Consider the following 19150-nt stretch of genomic DNA (forward strand, 5'->3'; position numbering starts at 1 on the left):
ATGTAAAATACTATAAATTCGAAACATCATCATTTTATTTTTTATTGAACGGCCAAATCTTCGGTAACAATACATTAATCTCTGCACCAATAAACAGAATATACATACAGAAGTACAACCATAGCATTAACAATACAAAGGCAGTAAGACTTCCGTACATAGTTGAGAATTTACCAAAGTTATCAATATAGATCGAATACAAGAAGGAGAATAACATCCAACCTGCAGCGGCGATAACAGCACCAGGAAGTTCGTTAAAGAACTTTGTCTTGCGGTTTGGAATTACAACATATAGTAGCAGGAAGAATATCGTATATATAGCTAATGAGGCGATCGTGCGTAATCCAATAATAGCTACAGCTAAATCGTTAACCAGTGGAAACTGAGCGCTAATGAATAAGTAGATACGATTTCCAAATACAAGTAAACCAAGTGATACAACAATAATTATAGCAAATGCTAAAGTATAGATTGCAGAAGTCATACGTAATTTGAAATAATTACGACTCTCATTAATTCCATAAACCGTGTTAAGGCCTTTAACGATTGCTAAGAAACCTCTTGATGCAGACCAAAGAGTGGTAATGGCTGTAATAGAGATAATAGTTGTAGCCGGTTGTACATATACGTCAGAGATGAGAGAGACAACATAAGTATTAATTCCGCTAGGGAAAAAGTTTCTGATTAACATATACAATTCACTCTCTTTTAAGGGTAAGAACTGTATCAATGTTAATAAGAACATAGTAAATGGAAAGAAGGAAATAATTATATAAAACGCGGCTTGTGCAGAAAAGGTAGGTACGTAGTCACTTGCTATTTTGCGACAAGTCATTCGGATTGTTTGAATTAAGGTTATTAATTTCATAGTCACTCCAATCTTTTCATGAATAGTTACCTATCATTGATAATATATGTACTAATGGTAAGATATATTTCAAAAAAAAGCAAGGTTGAATATAAAAAATATAGATACGATTGACAGAAAGAGAGAATATCTATAAAATGGATATATGTGGTACGAAATTACGTATAATTTTGTACACATATAATAGAATGGGAGGAATTACATATGTCAGAAAACAAATTTTGCACAAAGTGCGGTGCGCCTTTAAGAGATGGTGTACAATTTTGTACGGAATGTGGTACTAGGGTTGGAGGAGATGCTACACAAACTGTTCAACCAACAGCAAGTGTGAATCCAAATGTAGGTGTTAATTCAACAAATCAACCACAATATTCTGCTCCAGTTTATAGCCCAATTCCAGATGAAAATCAAAAAATGAAGAATGATAAGCAAGGAAAAATAATTGCGGGAGTATTTGGCCTGATAGCAGTCTTAGCAATTGTATTTCTTGTTTACAAAGGATTTTTTTCATATCCAAGTAAACCAGCAGATGTAGCTGAAAAATTTATTAATGCAGTAATGGTTGATTTTGATGCAAAAAGTGCTCAAAAATATATTGTATCAGAAGTAGATGATTATGATGAGATTAAAGAAATATGTGAAGCTATTGAAGATAGCGGTATTAAAGTAAAGAAAGTAAAAGTTTCAGATACAGAAGTAGATGGGGATTATGCGGAAGTGACACTAAGCATAACTGTTTCTTTGTTGGGACAAACAGAAACCCAAGATGCAGATGTATCTCTAGAGAAAATAAATGGTAAATGGAAGGTTATTGATTTTGATTAGAGTTCACTCTAATCAAATCCCTACTTGACAAAAAAAATGCATATGCTAGAATAGTACGTGATAATGATAAAAGCAATGAATGTGTTAGTAGATAATTGTATTCTTTCAGAGAGAAGAAGTCACCGGCTGTAAGCTTCTTTAAGTTCAGGCAATTATTGAATTTCCCACAGGAGCTGCATATTGGAATTGTAGACTTATAGAAGAACTACTTAGTAGAATATGCCGGGTAATGACCGTTATTCATCAAAGAAGAGCTTATTGCGTATGTGATAAGAAGCAGGGTGGTACCGCGGATTAGAATATTTCGTCCCTTATATAACAGACTGATGTGTGTTGTATAAGGGATTTTTTATTGGATTTGAAAAGGTCCAATTAATTTGAATATCAATTAATACGCATTAGTTAGAGTATAATTATACCACATGTGAGAAACTGAAAGGAGCTTCGCAAAATGAAAGAAAAATTGAAAGCGATTGTAGATGAGGCGTTATCTCAGATTAATGCTTCGGAACAATTAGAAAAATTAAATGAAATTAAAGTAGCCTTCCTTGGTAAAAAAGGTGAATTAACTTCAGTATTAAAATCTATGAAAGATGTTGCACCAGAAGATAGACCGATGGTAGGTCAGATGGTAAACGAAGCAAGAGAAAAATTAGAAAGTTGCTTAGAAGAAAAGAAAGCGGCTTTTATGAAGAAACTTCGTGAAGAGCAAATCAAGAAGGAAACAATTGATGTAACATTACCAGCGACAAAACCAATGGTAGGACATCGTCATCCAAATACAATTGCATTAGAAGAAGTAGAGAGAATTTTCATCGGTATGGGATATGAAGTAGTAGAAGGACCAGAAGTAGAATATGACTACTATAACTTCGAAGCACTTAATATTCCAGCAAACCACCCAGCAAAAGATGAACAAGATACTTTCTATGTAAGCTCAGACGCGCATAGCAATATCGTACTTCGTACACAAACATCATCAATTCAAGTACATGAGATGGAAAAAGGAAAACTTCCAATTCGTATGATTGCTCCAGGTAGAGCTTTCCGTTCTGATGAAGTAGATGCAACACATTCTCCTTCTTTCCACCAAATCGAAGGTCTTGTTATTGATAAGAATATTACATTTGCAGACTTAAAGGGAACGTTAGAAGTATTCGCTAAGGAAATCTTCGGCGAAGATACAAAAGTTAAGTTCCGTCCACATCACTTCCCATTCACTGAGCCAAGTGCAGAGATGGATGTATCTTGTTTCAAATGTGGAGGTAGTGGCTGCCGTTTCTGTAAGGGAGAAGGTTGGATTGAAATCTTAGGTTGTGGTATGGTTCATCCTCACGTACTTGAAATGAGTGGAATTGATCCAGAAGAATATACAGGATTTGCATTCGGTGTAGGTCTTGAACGTATTGCATTATTAAAATACGAAATTGACGATATGAGATTATTATACGAAAATGATACTCGTTTCTTAAAACAGTTCTAGGAGGTAAGAAGAATGAATACACCATTATCTTGGATTAAAGCTTATGTGCCAGAACTTGATGTAACAGCACAGGAATACACAGATGCCATGACATTATCAGGTTCTAAGGTAGAAGGATATGAAAAATTAGATGCTGACTTAGAAAAAATCGTAGTTGGTAAGATCTTAAAAATAGAAAAGCACCCAGATGCAGATAAATTGATCATCTGTCAGGTACAAATCTCAGAAGAAGGAGATCAAGTACAGATCGTAACAGGTGCTCCTAATGTGGAGGAAGGCGACGTAATTCCAGTAGTTCTTGATGGAGGACGTGTAGCAGGTGGCCATGATGGAGAAAAAACTGCTGGTGGAATCAAAATCAAAAAAGGTAAACTTCGTGGTGTTGAATCATGTGGTATGATGTGCTCGATCGAAGAACTTGGTTCAACAAAAGAAATGTACCCAGATGCACCAGAGAACGGAATCTACATCTTTAGTGATAATCCGGAATATGCAGATTTGAAAATCGGATCAAGTGCAATTGAAGCATTAGGACTTAATGATGTGGTATTCGAATATGAGATTACATCAAACCGTGTTGACTGTTTTGGAGTACTTGGTATTGCTAGAGAAGCAGCTGCTACATTCGGTAAAAAATTCGTACCACCAGTAGTAGAAGTGAAAGAAAATGATGAGAAAGCTTCTGATTACATTAGTGTAGAAGTAGAAGCAAAAGACCTTTGTCCACGTTTTATTGGAAGGGTAGTTAAGAATATTAAAATTGGACCATCTCCAAAATGGATGCAAAGAAGACTTGCAGCCTGTGGAATTCGTCCAATCAACAACTTAGTGGATATTACAAACTATGTTATGGAAGAATATGCGCAACCAATGCATGCATACGATCTAGATCAAGTTTCAGGAAACAAGATTGTAGTACGTCGTGCAAAAGACGGAGAAGTATTCCAGACATTAGATGGTCAAGAAAGAAAACTAGATTCTTCTATATTAATGATTTGTGATGCGGATAAACCAATCGGCCTTGCAGGTATTATGGGTGGAGAAAACTCTAAGATTACAGATGATGTTAAGACAGTATTATTCGAAGCAGCTTGTTTTGATGGAACGAATATTCGTCTATCAAGTAAGAAAGTTGGTTTAAGAACAGATGCTTCTGGCAAATTTGAAAAAGGACTTGATCCAAACAACGCAATGGAAGCAATTAACCGCGCATGTCAATTAATTAATGAATTAGGCGTTGGTGAAGTTGTTGGTGGATGCGTTGATGTATACGATGAGGTTCGTAAACCAAATCGTGTAGCTTTTGAACCAGACAGAATTAACAAATTACTTGGAACTGACCTAGATGCAGAAACTATGATTGGTTACTTCAAAGCTATTGATTTAGATTATGATGAGAAGACAAAAGAAGTAGTTGTTCCAACTTGGAGACAAGATATTCATCGTATGGCAGATCTAGCAGAAGAAGTTGCACGTTTCTATGGATATGATAAAATCGGTTCAACACTTCCAACAGGAGAAGCTACTACAGGTAAATTATCATTTAAGATGAGAATTGAGAATGTAGCTAGAGATATCGCAGAACATTTTGGATTTAATGAAGCTATGACATATTCTTTCGAAAGTCCAAAAGTATTTGATAAATTATTAATTCCAGCTGATGATGAACTTCGTAAGACTGTAGTAATCTCAAATCCACTTGGTGAAGATTACAGTATTATGAGAACAATATCTCTTAATGGTATGCTTACTTCTTTATCAACAAACTACAATAGAAGAAACAAAGATGTTCGTCTATACGAAATCGGTAACATCTATATACCAAAAGCATTACCATTAACAGAGCTTCCAGATGAAAGAACACAAGTTACACTTGGTATGTATGGTGCAGGTGATTTCTTCGATCTAAAAGGTGTTATTGAAGAGTACCTAGAGAAAATTGGGCTAAAAGCAATTAAGACATATGATCCAAATGCAGGTAAAACTTTCTTACATCCAGGAAGACAAGCAAATATCATCTATGATGGTGTTGTGATTGGATATCTTGGTGAAGTTCATCCAGATGTACTTGATAATTATGATATCGGCGAGAAAGCTTATGTTGCAGTACTTGATATGCCTGAAGTTGAGGCTCGTGCAGGATTTGCAGTGAAATATGAAGGAATTGCTAAATACCCAGCTGTAACTCGTGATATCAGTATGGTAATGGAAAAATCAATCCTAGCAGGTGATGTAGAAGCAATTATTCGTAAGAATGGTGGTAAGATACTTGAATCTGTTACATTATTCGATATCTATGAAGGTGCACAGATTAAAGAAGGTTATAAATCTATGGCATATTCCATTAGCTTCCGTGCCAAAGATCGTACGTTAGAAGATAAAGACGTTAATGAAATTATGACGAAGATCTTAAATGGTCTTTCTAAGATCGGAATTGAACTTCGTCAATAAAGGAAATCATATTACAACTTTTATGGGTCGAATGCCATATGTGAATAGCCACATATGGCATTCAGCTACAAAAGTTGTCTATTTGACTCTAACAAACTTTTGACAAATATCTGTGATAATCTACCAATAACGATTACAATTATGATAGGAGGGTATTTATGAAGAAACTAGTAAAGAAAATTGCCTTATTTATGGCTGTATTACTAATAGCTTCTACTTTTGCAGTACCAAAGTACTCAGAAGCGGCGACAGCAGTGCCAAAGTTAAGTGTATCGAAGAAAACACTTACTGGTGTAGGGACAAAATATAAACTAACAGTTAAGAACCAAAGATCAGGTAGTAAGTATGCATGGAAATCCTCTAATACTAAAGTTGCTACAGTAAAAGCAAGTAAAGGGAGTGCTACTGTAACAGCGGTTTCTAAAGGAACAGCAAAGATATCATGTACAATTACATATTCATCAGGAACAAAACGTGTTCTTACTAGTCAGATCACCGTTAAAGTGCCAGCAACAGCAGTTAAAATCAGTAATGCCAAGCTAGAAAACAATGTGCATGTGGTTGAGATGGGAGATACTTATGATTTTAATCGTAAACTTACCCCTTCTAAAGCATCCGATAAAACATACTGGAGTGTAGAACCAGAAGAATATGGAACAATTGATAAGAATGGTGTATTCACACCTGCTAAAGTAGGAACATTCAATATCGTTGCTACAGCAGCAGATTCAAAATCAAAAGCAGCTAAAAGTACAGTAAAAGATAGCATATTAGTTAGGGTAGTAGAGAAAACAGCGGAGGTTTCTTCTGTAGCGCTTAAAGGTGCAGATGAATTAGTTATTACATTTAGCTCAGCGGTTGATCCTTTAACAGTACTAGATACAAAAACAAATCAGTTAACATCAGCAATTGTTATAGCAGCTGGTAAAGATTCAAAGGGAAATCAAGCTAGTGATTTTGGTTCTTTAACAGGAACACTTTCTAGTGATCAAAAAGTGTTAACAATCAAAGCAACGAATACATTCAATGGTGTATATACCATTAATATCTCAAGTGATGTCTTGACAAAAGAGGGAATTGCAATTACTCCTTATGTTAAATCAATATCCCTAATTGATAATGTGGCACCTACATACTTGGGTTCAGCCATTGATGATTCTGGTTTGAAAACAACAATTAATTTCAGTGAAGCAATTGATGTAAGTAGTATGGCAGTTGCATATACACAAAGCACTACGAGTACAGCAACAGCAGTAGAAACTGCATTATTGACGACAGCTTCTAATTATGTCTTATCAAGCGATAAGAAGTCATTGACAATCGATTTATCAAGTATAGCACCAAGTAACGCTTCAAAAACATATACAGTTACATTACAAGGTGTGAAAGATATTGCAGGTAATTATTCCGAACAAAACTTCATTTCTGTATTTGTATATTATGATACAAGTACGAAACCACAAGCGACTGTAGTAAACATTAGTCGTACAGCTTATGAAACGGTTACAGTAGAATTTAATCGTTCTATTACGCCATATGGAACTGGTGTGTTAACAGTGAACGAGACACCTATTTATTCAGCTAGTGTTGATGCGGATAATAATAAGTTGGTTCACTTTACATTACCAACTGAAGTTGCTGCACTATCAGGAAATCAAACAGTGTCTATAAAAGGTTGGAACGCATATAATGTAGCTTCAACAGACAAAACATCAGCTACTGCTGTGTCTAGAGTGGTTAATTTCTCACCAGATACAAAAGCACCAACAATTAAAAGTTCCGAGTTAACAAGCACAGATGGAGTATATACATTAACCTTAGAATACACAGAACCTGTAACAGTTGTAACAACTAAGGGAACATTAACAGCGAAAATAGTTACAGATAATGATGATATCTATCCAGCTAATAATATTAATTATGTAGCTACTGTTGACAATAAAACAGTTAGCTTAAAGTTAGAAAGCAAGCAAATGACAGTGTCAGGTAAGTATGAAATTGCAATCCCAACAGGATTTGTAAGAGATGCTTATTATAATAAAAGCGCAAAAACAACCGTAAATGTTAAATCTAATGCAACTTCTGATACCACATTGCCAGCACCATCTTCCATTGCGCAATCAACGGAAGATGCAAGCGTGATTAGTATCAAGTTTGATCATAAATTAGATTTAGAGACTGCACAAAATGTATCAAATTATACAGTAGCAGGTGCAGTAATAACGAAAGCAGAATTGGTAACAAATACAACTTCATTAGCAGAAATACATTTAACATTAGCTGCTGGAAGTATCAAGTACAATGCCAATTATCCAGTCACAATCAAGGGAGTTAAAGGCTACAATAATTCGTATAATGCAATAACAAATTATACACAGACAATAGTGCTAAAAGAAAATGTAGCACCAACCATTGTGTCTGCTAAATTAACCACTGCTAAAGATGGAGTTGTTCTTACCTTTAACGAAGCAGTAACAGGAACTGCTAAATTTAGTGTATATATGAATGGTACATTATATCGAGATTCTGCGGCTACATATGTAGCATATGATACAACCAATAAAACAATTACAATCTACTTTGGTAGCGTTGTAAACTCTTCTTCAGGATTAACATTATTACCAGCAGCAGATAACAGCCTAAAAGATGCAAACGGTAATGCCGCTCAAATCAATTCAACGGTGTATGTATATTAGGAGGAAATGAATGAAACATAAGAGACGAAAGAAAATAGCCTATTTACTAATCGTGCTCTTACTGGTACAGGTAATTCAACCTCTTGGCTTATCGCTCCAAGCTGCAGCAGCTCCAAAGCTTAATAAATCAGTGCTTACCTTGGTTAATAAGGGTGATACCTATAACTTAAGTGTTAAGAACAAGAGAAGTGGATCAAAATACAGTTGGTCCACTTCTAACAAAAAAGTTGCTACAGTTAATAAAAATGGTGTAGTAAAAGCGGTTGATGGAGGAAGTGCAACAATTCGTTGCAAGATTACATTACCATCTAAGAAAACGAGGACACTTACGTGTGCAGTAACAGTACGTGTTCCAGCAACTAACGTAACAATTAGTAATAAGAAACTGAATTCAAACAATTGCCAAACTCTTGAAGTAGGAAAGCAGTATGATTTTAACAGAAAGTTAACACCTACAAAATCTACAGATCGTACATATTGGACAGTTGAAGATACTTCCATAGCTACAGTAGATTCAAAAGGTGTTGTTACCGCTAAGAAACAAGGGCTAACAAGATTAATAGCTACAACCGGGACAAGTCGATCAAATGCAAATAATGGTATTGTGAATGATGCTATGAATTTGTATGTAGTAGGTGATACAGCAGAGGTCATCAGTGTGAATCAAGTAAGTGCAACGGTGATTCAGATTGCATTCAGTGATCCAATCAATCCAGATACCGTATTCAATCTTGATGGATCTAATACATTGCTAGATAATATCTCCTTCCTTGTACTAAGAGATGATTATGGTAAGCAAGCGAATGCTTATGGCAAGATTACAGGAGAATTCTCAACAGATTGTACTTTATTAACATTAACCAGTGAGATGCCGTTTAAAGGGAAATATGAGATAACAATTAAAAACCTTGGAACAAAATCAGAGAAACTAGTTAATAAATACGTAAAGACAGTAGAACTAGAGGATACGGAAGCACCTAAATACATTAATACAACGGTAGATGAAACAGGTTTACTAGCTTCCATCAATTTTAACGAACCAATTGCACTTACGGGAATGACCATTGAATCTGTTTCTCGAGCAGATGGCGTTTCTATGAATGCACTTTCAACAGCGGTATTAAAGAATAAATCCATCTATCAGTTGTCAGAAGATAGAACATCAATCATAGTGAATATGAATAACATTAATACCAATGATAAGAATAAGGTAATTTATGTATTAGTAAAAGGCATTGAAGATCTGGCGGGCAACAAGACGAATCCTGAATCCATATCCATGCAAGTAATTAGCGATACAACTACGAAACCACAAGCTAAACTACTGAATATTGAGCGTACTTCATACTACACAATAACAGCAACTTATGATCGTGCAATTGAAAAGCCAGGTACGCTATATGTACAAGGTTATTCTTGTACAGGTAAAGTGGATTCCAAAGATAAGAAAGTAGTAACCTATACGATTCCATCTTATGTAGCGACATTAACAGGAGGACAGTCAGTAACTGTAACAGGCTTTAGTGGATACAATGTATCAAGTTCAGAGCAATATACCAATGTAACACGAACAATTAGCTTTACAATTCGTGAAATGTCAGAAGCACCAAAGCTAGTCGATTACGTAACGGATAGTAAGACTAACATGATTACGTTGAACTATTCAGAAAATGTCAAGCTAGCACTAAGTAAAGGTACATTGTCAGGAACGGTTACAGTAACTTACACAGGTACAACATATACCTCTACGTATTCAATAACAATTCCTTATCAAGCATTTGTAACGGACAATGTTGTTAAGGTTATACTTGATGCGGATAGTATGAGTCAAGTAGGAACGTATGTAGTAACATTACCAGCTGCATTCGTAACGGATGAAGATGATATACCGAATAATACGGCAGAAACAATTGCGATTATTAAGACAGAAACCTCAACGACACCAAGTGGTAACGCATTGCCAGCACCAACAAGTGTAACCCAGGCTACGAACGACAATAGTGTTATTGATGTAGTATTTGGAAATAAGCTAGATGTGGCTACAGCAACGAAAGCAAGTAATTATACCTTTAATAACGGTGTAGTGGTTGAGTCAGCAACATTGACACAGAATGATAAAGATAAGGCAGTTGTACAATTAAAGGTATCGATTGCTTCAATTGCAAGTACAGGAAAATATGAATTGACAATTGGTAATGTTATGGGTTATGGAGGAAGTTATGGTTCTATTACATCAAATCCAATTCAAGTAACATTAAAAGAAAATAATCCGCCTACTATTGTGTCAGCTGTATTGACATCCAATTCAACGATTGTATTAACATTCACTGAGGCTGTAAGAGGAAATCTAAGCTGTAGCGTAACGCAGAATGGAAATGTTCTCTCACAAGCTGGTAGCCCGGCAGTTTCAGATGTATACGTGACAATCTCGTTAAACTCAGCCCTATCAGGAACTAGTGGAATTTATCTTTTAATCAACAGTAATTTAGTTGATTCTGCTGGAAATCCAGCTATTATTTCTGATTCGGCAATTGCAGTTAGGTAGAAAGAAATTATTTCCTCTTTACCTTTGTGAAGCAATGATTTATAATTAATATGTTTCTATAATTACATCCTTCCAGTATTTACTAGAAGGATGTAATTGCGTATAAGGGTCGATATATTATGCAATATTTGAATGATTTTATAATAATATCGTCCAATAAGGTGAGGAGTGTGAAATCCTTGAATAGGAAGACAAAGGAAGTTATTAGAGTCTTGCTGTGGATTTTCTTTATTATATATATGGTTGCCTTGACATATTTTTTGTTCTTTAGTGAACGATTTGGTAGAGTCATGGGAGGAGAATATCGATATAATTTACAGCTATTTAAAGAGATAAAGAGATTTATTGTATATAGAAGAGAAGTAGGTTTTACAAGTTTCATGATTAATATTGTTGGAAATGTTGTAGCCTTCATACCATTTGGATTTATCCTTCCAGCTATAAGTCCACGAAATCGAAAGTTTTTAAATATTGCATTATTAAGTTTTGAACTTACTTTATTCATTGAGATTATGCAGCTAATTCTACAGGTGGGGACTTTTGATGTAGATGATATATTCATGAATCTAATGGGTGGAATAATTGGATATATTTTGTTTGCAATCGGTCATAAATGTATTAGTGCCTTATCTAATAGGAGGAGACGAACATGAGAAAGAAAAAGAAAGATGAATTCAAGTTCTCGGACAAGTACCATCCTTTGCAAGGAATAATAGGAGTTATATTAGCTTTCGTTGTATTAATTGCTATGAGCATCCTGTTCTATATCTCAAGCACAAGTGAAGGTAACGCTGGGATATGGATCGGTCTTGTTGGACTTGGAATGTTTGTAATTAATATAATAGGATTCGTACTTTCTGTTCTTGCATTCCATAAGCAGGAGATCTATTATCGTTTTCCTATTGCAGGAATATTATTAAATGGTTGTTTTTTAATCGTGTTTCTTCTATTATATATAGTAGGAATTTAAATAGGTCGACGGTGTCAAATTGGTATCGTCGACCTATTTAAATAAAGGAATATTGTAAGGAAAAAGTAAGACTTGTACAATTAATTTTATGATATGATGAGATTATAAATATACTAGTGAACTGATATTGTTGGGATATAGATACGATTTAGAGAGGGATAAAAATGACAATACTTATAGTAGATGATGATAAAGAGATAGCAGATTTGGTTGAGATTCATCTGGTAGCAGAAGACTATCAAGTTTTTAAAGCATATCATGCAAGAGAGGCGTTAGATGTACTTGAAAAGGAAGAAGTGCATCTTGTAATATTGGATATTATGATGCCAGGAATAGATGGAATTCAGTTATGCAAAATGATTCGAGAAGATAATGCGGTACCAATCATTATGCTTAGTGCAAAGTCAACAGATACGGATAAGATTATGGGACTAGCAACTGGAGCAGATGATTATGTAATAAAACCATTCAATCCACTAGAATTGATTGCAAGAGTAAAATCCCAACTACGTAGATATACGCAATTGAATAATGGGCAAGCTGGTGATAAGCAAGAAAAAATCATTCAATTACCAAATCTATTTATTAATAGAGAGACACATTCTGTTAAGGCTTATGAACGAGATGTGAAATTGACACCAATTGAATTTGAGATTTTGTATTTATTAGCATCGAATAAAGGAAAAGTTTTCAGTACAGAAGAGATTTTCGAGCGGGTATGGAACGAAAAAATATTGGAAGCAAATAATACAGTAATGGTACATATAAGAAGAATACGTGAAAAAGTTGAGTTGGATTCTAGAGAAACACAGATTATCAAAACTGTATGGGGAGTGGGATACAAAATTGATTAACTTTGTGAAAAAATATAATAAAGAAGAAAGTTTTCAAGCTAGAATTATTCGTTATGCAATACTTAGTCTAATGATTACAATACTGATAGAAATGATGGTATTTGGTATCTTTCACTTAGGAGGGTATATATTTAGGCCGAAACAATCTGGTAATGAGATGAAAATTGATGTGACCCAAGAAGAGAAGAAGTATACTATATTGAATAATAACTCAACCATAGGAGAAATTAACCCAGAAGAAGAGAGGCCAAATACAACTCTTGGTAATAACAGTACGTTTGTGATAGCAGCTATTTGTTTGGTGTCAGGAGCAGTTTTGTTTACTTTCCTATTTATATACTACATTAAGAGATATTATCGATACATAGAAGAGATTACAGAAGGAATTAGCCGAATTGCAGGGGGGGATTTTGAAACTAAGATACCCATTCGTTATAAGGATGAATTATCTTCTGTAGCGGATACCGTAAATTGTTTATCTGTAAATATACAGCAGATGATAGCCATTCAAAAAGAGAATGAGCGATCAAAGAATGAATTGATTACTAGTATTGCCCACGATTTAAGAACTCCATTAACTTCAATAATTGGATATCTCGATCTTGTCCGATTAGGCAAAGGAACAGATGAGGAGATGAAGAAGAATTATGTGAATATTGCTTATCATAAAGCAAAACGATTACAGAGTCTTATAGAAGATTTGTTTGCGTATACCCAATATAGTTTTGGGAAGGTTACAATACGAAACTGTGATCTTGATATGGTAAAACTGCTTGAACAAATAGCAGAAGAGTTTTATCCGATATTTAAAGAATCTAACTTAGAATATTCATTTCATACCAAAGTAGCAAAAGCTGTTGTATGTGGAGATGGTGATTTGCTAGCACGAGTATTTGCTAATCTATATGGAAATGCAGCAAAATATGGAAAAGCAGGGGAAAAAGTAGAAGTATATTTAGAAGAAAAAGAAGATACATATGAGATCCGTATTACAAATTACGGACAATTAATACCAGAAGATGATATTGAACATATATTTGAACGATTTTATCGTGTAGATAGTTCTAGATCAGGCGAGACAGGGGGAACTGGTTTAGGATTAGCAATCGCTAGAAATATTGTAGTGATGCACGGTGGATCAATTACAGCAACGAGTAACATAGGTGGGACAACATTTACCGTAACTCTGAATAAAGCGATATAGTAATTTATCCAATAGTTTAAGTTAGGAGATAGATATGTGGTCAAGGAAGAAACGATATAGCATACTGTTGTGTATTGTAACATTGTTACTCACAAGTTGTAGTGTGTTTACACGAAAAGAATCTTTAACAAATACAAGTGATAATCTGACATATAATTATCCTGTAGTTCTTAAGGATGAGGAAGAAAATGTTCAAATTAAAGTAACTTACGGGCTAAATCACTATGCTAAAATAGGGAAAGAAATGCACGTAAATATTGAGGTACATACGCAGGAAAAACCTTTTGAAGGGTATCTACAAATTGAAGTTCCTTATGATAATACATCGACTAAGTATAATCAGAAGGTTTCAGTAGATTCGAATTCACATATTGAATATGAGACGCAGATACCTGTGGTTTATGAGAATATGAAGTTCCTAGTTCATTTGTTAGATAAGGAGCAAGATATACAAGTTTCTCAGATAGCAGATGTAGAAGCGAGTAGAATCTATGATGTTCAGTATATTGGCATACTTGATGAGAATATGCAAACAGAGACAGTTGTAAGCAAAGGGAAAATGCAAGTGTTCCAGTTATATTCAGATGAATTAGCGGATCCATTTGACAACCTTAATCTAATTGATTGTATTTTCCTTAATGAAGAAGAGATAAAACATCTAGAAGAATCGGTGGTATCAAAACTAGATAATTGGTTACAAAATGGAGGAACTTTATTAATAGAAGAGCCAGTAGATTACAAGGATAGTACAGGGGATTATGGATTTGGAAGATATATTACTGTTCCAAAGATGAAAAACATAAGTAAGCTAACGGAATATGTTGAAGAGCTTGGTATAAACCCAAAATTATTTTTATCAGGACCAACAGATGACTTGGTAAAGACTAGTATCAATGCAGAAGTTGTATCGAAGACACCAGATATGTCCAAATATATAATCGTGTTTCTTCTATATATAATAGTAATCGGACCTGTGTTGTATGGCATTTTGAAAAGGAAAAATCGTCGAGTTTGGTATCTGGGAATTGTACCTGTGATATCGGCTGTATTTTTAGTTATTGTTTATGGATTAGGAAAGTCTACTCGGGTTGAAGATGCTTATCTAAGATATGTGAAAGTTACTCAGATAGCACAGGATGGGTATACCAATGAAGCAACATATTTTGCAGTAGTAAATCCCACCAAAACGACAGTAACAGTTCAAGCAGATAATTCTAAAAATCTTCAACCACTATTTACACAAAGTGATTATTATCAATTATCTACCGATAACAATCGTTCAAATATGGAGTTTTCTATGAATGTAGAAAGTTCTACAGATGAAGAAAACATTACAAATAAAAGTTCTACTAGAGCCTTTCAACCACTTTATTTAAAAATTGATAATTCATATCTACCAGAAGATATAGAAGTAAAGCAATCGTCAGAATTATTAACATGTGCAAATTATAGAATATTAGGTATATTTACCAACAATACAGGGATGGATTTGAGTAATGCTTGTATCGTTAGCAATCAAATGCTTATTTATATTGGTGATTTGTTAGATGGAGAATCAATAGAACTTAAAGATTGTCAGTATGAATATATTCCATCTTATGATTTACTTTATACAAATGGATTGGATAGTCGTATCAAGAATCTTACAAAAGTAATTAACAATAGGTTTGAATATGATGAAATCCAGTCGAATGTAAAATATGATTTAATTCAGTATGTAATGAGTGAATGGCTAATAACGAATCCGGAAGGAAGTTATTTGATGGCATTTACAGAAGAATCGAATGGGGATTCTATATTAGACAATAGTGATATTAGTCAGGTTGAGCTTAGCTCTCATTTGATTGTTAAAGATCTTCCAGTGGACTATAATATCGGCAACGGAGATGTTTTTCAGCCATCGATCAAACAGTATATGTCTGTTGTGAGTGGCGACTACTATCAAGAGATGGATATTATGGAATCCGATAGTCTTATAGTTGATTACGATTTTGGAAATGAGGATATAAAGCAAATTGAATATTCAAAGTACTATAATACGGAGTTTTATGTAGATGATACAAATATAAATGATCTATGGATGGGATTTTACGGAACAGCATATTTCTATAATAGAAGGACTGGGGAATATGATAAGGTAATAACAAGTGGGGAAGAAACCAGAATGGATCACTTAGAAGACTACCTAGGCGACTCGAATGTTTTAAGAGTTCGTTATGAAGTATCTCAAAATAGTGCGAATAGCAATTCAATAACAATTCCAAAACTAACGGCCATTAAGAAAGGAAATTAAGATGCTAGAACTTCAAGATCTATGTAAGAAATATGGAAGACATACGGTGCTTGATAACATGAATCTACATATAGAAAAAGGTCAGCTATTCGGATTAGTGGGACCTAATGGGGCAGGTAAGACAACATTGATTAAGATAATAGCGGGATTGCTAGAACTTGATTATGGTTCTGTTCTAGTAGATGGTAAGCAAACAAGTACCAAAGAAAGAAGATCACATACTAAGATCGGTTATATGCCAGATTATTTTGGGGTATATCAAAATCTGAAAGTATATGAGTATATGGACTTTTATACACAAATGTACGGATATAAAGGAAAAGAGGCGAAGAATAAGGTAGAAGAAAACTTAGAATTAGTGAACTTGCTTTCTAGGAAAGATGAATATGTAGATGATTTATCAAGAGGTATTAAGCAACGGCTTTGTCTTGCTAGATGTTTGCTCTCTGAACCAGAATTACTTCTATTAGATGAACCTACTTCTGGTCTTGATCCAAGAGGCCGTAATGATATAAGAAACATTCTTAATATCTTACAAGGAAAAGGCATGACCATAATAATTAGTTCCCATATACTTCAGGATCTTTCTCAGATGTGCTCACATATTGGAATTGTAGATAATGGAAAGATGGTAACACAAGGACCTGTAGAAGATATATTACAGATGGAGGAGCAATCAAAACCATTACGAATCCGATTTACAGAGGTGAATTCCAGTTTGTTAAAATACCTAGGTTCTCATGTGCTAATTAGTAACCTAACAATTGATGGGACTCAAACAACCATGAGATTTGAAGGTGATTCAATGGAAGAAGCAAAACTATTGACAACATTGATACAAAATGGTGCTAGAATCTGCTATTTTGCAAGAGAAGAAGGTAATCTTGAAAAATTATTTTTACGAATAACGAAGGGAGAGTAGGTGAATGAATAATCCGATTTTCAAAAAGGAACAAAAGGTTCGGGCTCGTTCTCCTAAGCTGATGCTACTTATTGTAGGATACAATCTGGGACTTGTCATCTTAGTTGCAATTGCATTCTTATCAACCTACGGTGCAAAACATAGCACAGCAAAATATCATGATACACTGTTGCTATACATATTAATTGGGGTTTTTCAGTTTGCTTTATTATTACTAATTATACCAGCATTTACAGCAGGAACCATAACAGGAGAGAAAGAAAGACAGACTTTCGATGTGTTAATAACAACCAGTAAGAATCCTTTAACAATTATAATTGGTAAACTAAGTGCTTCTGTTAGCACCATGGTATTGTTGATCGTATCAAGTTTGCCAATAACAGCGGTAGTATTTAGTGTGGGTGGTTTATCATTAATTGATATTGTTCTTTATGTGATTGTATGTTTCTTGGAAGCTATCTTTATTGGAAGTATAGGTTTGTTCTTCTCATCGTATAGTGAGAATACTGCTAAATCAACGGTGATGACATATGTAACAATTCTTCTTTTAGTCATCGGAACTGCAATTGTGCTGGGAATTCTCTATCTTATTGTTAGTAAACAGATTAATTATGATGAATTTGCTACAGAAGCAATTACAATTGTAACGGATCTTAAGAACGCTGTTTGGATCTTGTTAATCAACCCGTTGGTCACGGTAGTTGCATTGTTGATGGAACAGACAGGGAATGGAAGTTTGTTTACTAGTTATGTTAATAAAGTGGGAAGTTGTAATTCCTTTGTATTAGAACATTGGGTAATAACTAGTGTAGTGATACAGATGGTAATTGGAATAGTATTGATACACCTAAGTGCAAAGAATATTGATCGAATAAAAAAATAAGTTTAATTACATAAAAAAATCACCAAGTGTAGGAAGATACACTTGGTGATTCGCATTCATTCAATGAAAACTCATAAATAGTCTCATTGTTAGAACTATGAAAATGGAAGAAGAAAAAATATAATTTAATTATAACACATAATTTAAAAAAAGATAGTAGTAAATTAAAAATTTACAAAATTATTTAGGCCATTGGACTCAGCAACAAAAGAACGTAGATTTTTACTAATCCGCACACGATTGTACATGGCGGCATAAGCAATCTCATCAAGCTCTTCAATATAGTTTGTGACAAAATTCTTTTTCATTCCGTGCTCTTTCAAGAAGTTAACTGCTTTGTTATATGCAACTGCAGCTTCAATCTCAGTAGGATATCTTCCTACAATAAAATCACCTTTTATATGAATTTTGGTTATATACTGATAAAGGCCATTTATCAATTCTCTACGTACTCCCATGTAACGATTTATAATCTCTATGTTTCCGTATCGGTAATCTGTGCTATCACCATTTGCAAATTGATAATCCCTACCAGCAACCGAAAAACTATGAATCCCATATCGGGAAAGAATACTTACTTGCATACCATAGTCAGCTACAAATAAATGATTTCCACGTTTCATGATTTTGTGATTAGAATAATAGAACAAATCATCAACATCAAACTTAAGTACTTCAGTGTGACTTAGGTAATATAGAAAGTATCGATCCTTAAGGTATATTGGATTTTTGAAGTATAATCCATTATCTCGAAAATTTATAAGTACAACCCATTTATCAAAGGATAGGATATGCTCTTGTTGAATATAGGAATCTAATGTAATAGAAGAATCTTTTGTAATAGCAACAGCTTCTAGGTAAGCGGCATGTGATTCTTCAGGGGTAAGGTAGCTTCCAAGACTTATATGTTTATTCTTGTAAGTAAAAGAAGTACGATAATAAATTGATCCATCTTTTTTAGTTGCCTGATACACACCAGGAAGTATTGGCATCATAATCACCTCAATCAGAGTATAGCATAACATAAGGAGTAGGACAAGAAAGTCCAAGAATAACAGTAATAAAATTCACTTGAAAGTATCATAAAATCAAAAAATTATGAATATAATTATTAACAAATTGTTAAATGAAGCAGGAGGTGGTAAAGGGAAGAAAA

At 34.3% G+C, this 19150-nt stretch carries 14 protein-coding genes and 1 other annotated feature; of the genes, 12 read left to right on the plus strand and 2 right to left on the minus strand.

The features are described 5' to 3' along the window. Positions 1-34: 34 nt before the first annotated feature. On the minus strand, positions 35-868 hold the full coding sequence (locus ACW2QF_RS00635) for a YihY/virulence factor BrkB family protein (RefSeq protein WP_455714053.1): 834 nt from the start codon (positions 866-868) through the stop codon (positions 35-37). 204 nt (positions 869-1072) lie between these two features. On the opposite strand from ACW2QF_RS00635, the gene ACW2QF_RS00640 reads away from it, so the two are divergent. The 12 genes from ACW2QF_RS00640 to ACW2QF_RS00695 all read left to right on the plus strand — a co-directional run bounded on the left by ACW2QF_RS00640 (position 1073) and on the right by ACW2QF_RS00695 (position 17994). Continuing rightward, on the plus strand, positions 1073-1693 hold the full coding sequence (locus ACW2QF_RS00640) for a zinc-ribbon domain-containing protein (protein WP_455714054.1): 621 nt from the start codon (positions 1073-1075) through the stop codon (positions 1691-1693). Positions 1694-1759: 66 nt separating this feature from the next. Then, positions 1760-2008, plus strand: a binding site (T-box leader). A gap of 136 nt (positions 2009-2144) precedes the next feature. Then, positions 2145-3176: a phenylalanine--tRNA ligase subunit alpha gene (gene pheS, locus ACW2QF_RS00645; protein WP_455714055.1), complete on the plus strand. Its 1032-nt coding sequence runs from the start codon at positions 2145-2147 to the stop codon at positions 3174-3176. Between the two features lie 12 nt (positions 3177-3188). Then, complete coding sequence (gene pheT, locus ACW2QF_RS00650; protein WP_455714056.1) at positions 3189-5627, plus strand: phenylalanine--tRNA ligase subunit beta; 2439 nt, start codon at positions 3189-3191, stop codon at positions 5625-5627. A 158-nt stretch (positions 5628-5785) separates the two neighbouring features. Then, the gene (locus ACW2QF_RS00655) at positions 5786-8323 is read left to right on the plus strand and encodes an Ig-like domain-containing protein (RefSeq protein ID WP_455714057.1); all 2538 of its coding nucleotides are present in this window, start codon (positions 5786-5788) and stop codon (positions 8321-8323) included. A gap of 10 nt (positions 8324-8333) precedes the next feature. After that, positions 8334-10868, plus strand: coding sequence for an Ig-like domain-containing protein (locus tag ACW2QF_RS00660; RefSeq protein WP_455714058.1), 2535 nt, complete (start codon positions 8334-8336; stop codon positions 10866-10868). Positions 10869-11047: 179 nt separating this feature from the next. After that, complete coding sequence (locus ACW2QF_RS00665) at positions 11048-11521, plus strand: VanZ family protein (RefSeq protein ID WP_455714059.1); 474 nt, start codon at positions 11048-11050, stop codon at positions 11519-11521. Continuing rightward, complete coding sequence (locus ACW2QF_RS00670; protein ID WP_455714060.1) at positions 11518-11838, plus strand: DUF6142 family protein; 321 nt, start codon at positions 11518-11520, stop codon at positions 11836-11838. Before ACW2QF_RS00665 ends, ACW2QF_RS00670 begins: the two co-directional genes overlap by 4 nt. 158 nt (positions 11839-11996) lie before the next feature. After that, entirely contained in the window at positions 11997-12692 is a 696-nt protein-coding gene (locus tag ACW2QF_RS00675; protein WP_455714079.1) for a response regulator transcription factor, read from the plus strand. Next, positions 12616-13896 carry a sensor histidine kinase gene (locus tag ACW2QF_RS00680; RefSeq protein WP_455714061.1) on the plus strand — a complete coding sequence of 427 codons (1281 nt, stop codon included), beginning with the start codon at positions 12616-12618 and terminating at the stop codon, positions 13894-13896. The genes ACW2QF_RS00675 and ACW2QF_RS00680 overlap by 77 nt, the downstream gene beginning before the upstream one ends. A gap of 34 nt (positions 13897-13930) precedes the next feature. Next, positions 13931-16189, plus strand: a complete 2259-nt coding sequence (locus tag ACW2QF_RS00685; protein ID WP_455714062.1) for a hypothetical protein — start codon at positions 13931-13933, stop codon at positions 16187-16189. A 1-nt stretch (position 16190) separates the two neighbouring features. Beyond that, positions 16191-17111, plus strand: a complete 921-nt coding sequence (locus ACW2QF_RS00690) for an ABC transporter ATP-binding protein (RefSeq protein WP_455714063.1) — start codon at positions 16191-16193, stop codon at positions 17109-17111. Positions 17112-17115: 4 nt separating this feature from the next. After that, positions 17116-17994, plus strand: a complete 879-nt coding sequence (locus ACW2QF_RS00695; RefSeq protein WP_455714064.1) for an ABC transporter permease — start codon at positions 17116-17118, stop codon at positions 17992-17994. A 164-nt stretch (positions 17995-18158) separates the two neighbouring features. On the opposite strand, the gene ACW2QF_RS00700 is transcribed toward ACW2QF_RS00695, so the two are convergent. Then, positions 18159-18989: a hypothetical protein gene (locus ACW2QF_RS00700; protein ID WP_455714065.1), complete on the minus strand. Its 831-nt coding sequence runs from the start codon at positions 18987-18989 to the stop codon at positions 18159-18161. Positions 18990-19150: the final 161 nt, after the last annotated feature.

The organism is Anaerosporobacter sp. (assembly GCF_965301125.1).

What these genes read in the sequence shown, in the direction of transcription:
- ACW2QF_RS00635 (WP_455714053.1), bottom strand. Translation starts at nt 868, where the DNA reads ATGAAATTAATAACCTTAATTCAAACAATCCGAATGACTTGTCGCAAA.
- ACW2QF_RS00640 (WP_455714054.1), top strand. Translation starts at nt 1,073, where the DNA reads ATGTCAGAAAACAAATTTTGCACAAAGTGCGGTGCGCCTTTAAGAGAT.
- pheS (WP_455714055.1), top strand. Translation starts at nt 2,145, where the DNA reads ATGAAAGAAAAATTGAAAGCGATTGTAGATGAGGCGTTATCTCAGATT.
- pheT (WP_455714056.1), top strand. Translation starts at nt 3,189, where the DNA reads ATGAATACACCATTATCTTGGATTAAAGCTTATGTGCCAGAACTTGAT.
- ACW2QF_RS00655 (WP_455714057.1), top strand. Translation starts at nt 5,786, where the DNA reads ATGAAGAAACTAGTAAAGAAAATTGCCTTATTTATGGCTGTATTACTA.
- ACW2QF_RS00660 (WP_455714058.1), top strand. Translation starts at nt 8,334, where the DNA reads ATGAAACATAAGAGACGAAAGAAAATAGCCTATTTACTAATCGTGCTC.
- ACW2QF_RS00670 (WP_455714060.1), top strand. Translation starts at nt 11,518, where the DNA reads ATGAGAAAGAAAAAGAAAGATGAATTCAAGTTCTCGGACAAGTACCAT.
- ACW2QF_RS00685 (WP_455714062.1), top strand. Translation starts at nt 13,931, where the DNA reads ATGTGGTCAAGGAAGAAACGATATAGCATACTGTTGTGTATTGTAACA.
- ACW2QF_RS00690 (WP_455714063.1), top strand. Translation starts at nt 16,191, where the DNA reads ATGCTAGAACTTCAAGATCTATGTAAGAAATATGGAAGACATACGGTG.
- ACW2QF_RS00695 (WP_455714064.1), top strand. Translation starts at nt 17,116, where the DNA reads ATGAATAATCCGATTTTCAAAAAGGAACAAAAGGTTCGGGCTCGTTCT.
- ACW2QF_RS00700 (WP_455714065.1), bottom strand. Translation starts at nt 18,989, where the DNA reads ATGATGCCAATACTTCCTGGTGTGTATCAGGCAACTAAAAAAGATGGA.